This window comes from Candidatus Contendobacter odensis Run_B_J11 (genome assembly GCF_000531125.1).
Classification (GTDB): domain Bacteria; phylum Pseudomonadota; class Gammaproteobacteria; order Competibacterales; family Competibacteraceae; genus Contendibacter; species Contendibacter odensensis.
The window spans coordinates 1-2,500 of record NZ_CBTK010000222.1; the positions used below are offsets into that span (position 1 = coordinate 1).

5 protein-coding genes are annotated in these 2,500 nt (G+C 58.6%); 3 read left to right on the top strand and 2 right to left on the bottom strand.

What is annotated here, in order from left to right; genetic code table 11:
* From BN874_RS25140 to BN874_RS12855, 3 genes are all read left to right on the top strand, one after another.
* A partial coding sequence (locus tag BN874_RS25140; protein WP_034434042.1) for a hypothetical protein occupies window positions 1-417 on the top strand: 417 nt, incomplete at its 5' end.
* Between the two features lie 336 nt (window positions 418-753).
* Window positions 754-1,206, top strand: a complete 453-nt coding sequence (locus BN874_RS12850; protein ID WP_051497811.1) for a type II toxin-antitoxin system RatA family toxin — start codon at window positions 754-756, stop codon at window positions 1,204-1,206.
* A 15-nt stretch (window positions 1,207-1,221) separates the two neighbouring features.
* Entirely contained in the window at window positions 1,222-1,452 is a 231-nt protein-coding gene (locus BN874_RS12855; RefSeq protein WP_034434045.1) for a DUF2970 domain-containing protein, read from the top strand.
* A gap of 169 nt (window positions 1,453-1,621) precedes the next feature.
* On the opposite strand, the gene BN874_RS12860 is transcribed toward BN874_RS12855, so the two are convergent.
* Window positions 1,622-2,095, bottom strand: a complete 474-nt coding sequence (locus BN874_RS12860; protein ID WP_230314429.1) for a DUF2721 domain-containing protein — start codon at window positions 2,093-2,095, stop codon at window positions 1,622-1,624.
* Window positions 2,096-2,177: 82 nt separating this feature from the next.
* Window positions 2,178-2,405: an HNH endonuclease gene (locus tag BN874_RS23710; protein WP_034434047.1), complete on the bottom strand. Its 228-nt coding sequence runs from the start codon at window positions 2,403-2,405 to the stop codon at window positions 2,178-2,180.
* Window positions 2,406-2,500: the final 95 nt, after the last annotated feature.

Consider the following 2,500-nt stretch of genomic DNA (forward strand, 5'->3'; position numbering starts at 1 on the left):
GAGTCGCTGACCGATGGGGGGATGGTGATCTGTTTCCGGCCCGAACGCGGAGCGCCGGTCGAACTCCTCTTGCAACTGGATGATCGCGAACGGGTGAGGGACATGAGGCTCGCTATCGCAGCGGCGTTTCTCGCCGACCGAAACCGCCCTTTCGCGCTCGACGCGCTGAAGACCGCGCTGGCGGTACTGGCGCGCGGGCGAGGTGCGCCCGGGTCGCTCGGGTCGCTGGTGGCGCATCTGGAAGCGGAGATGGGTGCACCCGTCTTACCTCCAAAACCGTCCGCCGAGGTCACCACCGCGCTCGCCGTCGTTGCCGGGCGCACGGCGCACTGGCAAGCGGAGGGGCGACGTTTTATGGTCTCGCTCGATTCGGAGGGTCAGGCGCTTGTTCTCTCCGCTTCACCTACGTCGCCATAGTGTGTAGCCTTTACCCGATAGGGTGATAATCATCGTGCTGCGACGCAGTGCAGCGGGTTGGATGCTATCCGTTGTTGGAAAGCCTGGAATGGAACAACCAAGTTCGCACCCGCCATCCTATCGAGAACTCGGACGCTGGGCGGGTGACACCGGGGGTCTTTCTTCGAGCCTCTGATCCTCTTGATGAAGGTAACCCGGATCCACCCGATTCGCCATCCGCGAGAAGGGTTTTAGGTGATCGTGATCGTCAACGAACGATCACAGGACGCTGAGTAAAATTGACCGGGCGTTTGCGCCCGCCGAACCGCTCAACTGGAGAGTGACCCGCGAGGTGAGATGGCGCTGACACCGTATCGTGCAAGTCGGGTGATCGCCGTTTCTGGTGAGCAGATCTTCGATCTCGTGGCCGATGTGGAACGCTATCCCGAGTTTCTGCCGTTGATGCAAAAGGCCCTGATTGTCCGCCGCGACGCCAGCGGTTACGAAACGCAGCAAACGATGGCGCTGGGCGTCCTAATCTACCGGTTTCGCACCCGCACTGAATTGAACCGGCCGCACTCCATTCGAGTCACCTCTGCGGACTGGACTTTTCGTCGCTTCAAGATTGATTGGTCCTTTACGCCGACTCCCGAAGGGCAATGCCGCGTCGATATTATCCTCGACTGCGCGATCCGTGCGCTCTGGCTGAATCCGTTCGGCAATGTTCTGGTCGCACAGATGGGCTTGACGATGGTGGATGCCTTCGCGACGCGAGCGCGTCAATTGAACCCGACTTCCTCCCTCTCATAGCGGCTGATTCCAACCATGGCTCATCCACACCCTCCCCAAGATTCTCCCCCTCCGCCCAGTCTAATGCAGATTATCCTGAGCGTACTGGCCGCCTTTTTCGGGGTGCAGAGCGAACGGAACCGCGAACGGGATTTTGGGCGCGGCAAGGCAATTCACTACATCGCGGTTGGATTAGTGATGACGCTGGTGCTGATTGTAGCGCTGGTCGGCCTGGTCAAGTGGGTGTTGCACGCATCAGGCGTTTAGTCCATCGTCCGCGCCGGTCAAGCGGATCAAACCTCAAGGGGGCGCCAAGGGCATGGCATGGCATGGCTTGGATCGATACCCTGAGGCGGAACGGTCTCATCACCGAACGACCGCATAGCGTCTCACCCGATACGCCGTCCTTTTCCCATCCAGCGCGCCTTATCGTCGCTTACCGGCGATTGTGGGTACCGGCCCAGACCGCCAGGTAGACCTCGCTCAGGAACAGACTCCACGCCACCACCATGGACACCATCGCCAGCACGAACAAGCCGGCGACGACTTGGGCCAACTCGACCGCCAGCAACGCCCCTAGAAACGCGCTCGCCACCACCAGGCACACCAGCAGCGCGCCCAGCACCGCAAACAGAATGGCGAAGTAGATCAGGTTGCCTCGGCGGATCAACAGCGCCATTTCCTGTTGTTCTGCGGCGGATGCGCCGGTGAGCGGATCGAACCGATCCTGCACCACGCGCCGCCGATCCACAATCCGCCCCAGCCGGGTACTCAAAATCGTGATCAGGGTGCCCATGGCAACCAGCAGGAACGCCGGAGCAACCGAGAGTTGGATCACGCGGGTAATATCAGTAAGGTGCGATTCCATCACGGGGCCGGGTAGAAGCGGACGTTGGATGTTGGGCGTCATTCAGGGCAAGTCGGGTAAGGAAGCGGCATTGCTGCCACTCCCTCCCCTAAGAACCGTGCTTGAAAGTTTCCCTTCACACGGCTCAAGCCTCATTGAAGTCCCCTGTCACAGGAACCGGTTTCACCACTTTCAACTTCTGGCTATGAATCTGCCTATGGCAATTGGGATGCAAAAGAACCAGATTGGAGATGTTATCCCCTCCGCCTTCGGATTTCGGTAGGATATGGTGGATATTCCAGCCCGTTTCCTCCGTTATCTTCTGTTGACATTGAGGACATTCCTTGTCTTGTCGCCACCAGAGTCTTAGCAAATTAATCTTTCCTTGTAACTACTCAGGTACTCAGTAGTCAGCAGTTCCCGGTCTCTTGAAAAGCTCAATTTAATCAATGTATTATAGAAGGTGTT

Excerpts from the sequence above, each read along its gene's own strand:
- BN874_RS12860 (WP_230314429.1), bottom strand. The coding sequence starts at position 2,095 with ATGACGCCCAACATCCAACGTCCGCTTCTACCCGGCCCCGTGATGGAA.
- BN874_RS12855 (WP_034434045.1), top strand. The coding sequence starts at position 1,222 with ATGGCTCATCCACACCCTCCCCAAGATTCTCCCCCTCCGCCCAGTCTA.
- BN874_RS12850 (WP_051497811.1), top strand. The coding sequence starts at position 754 with ATGGCGCTGACACCGTATCGTGCAAGTCGGGTGATCGCCGTTTCTGGT.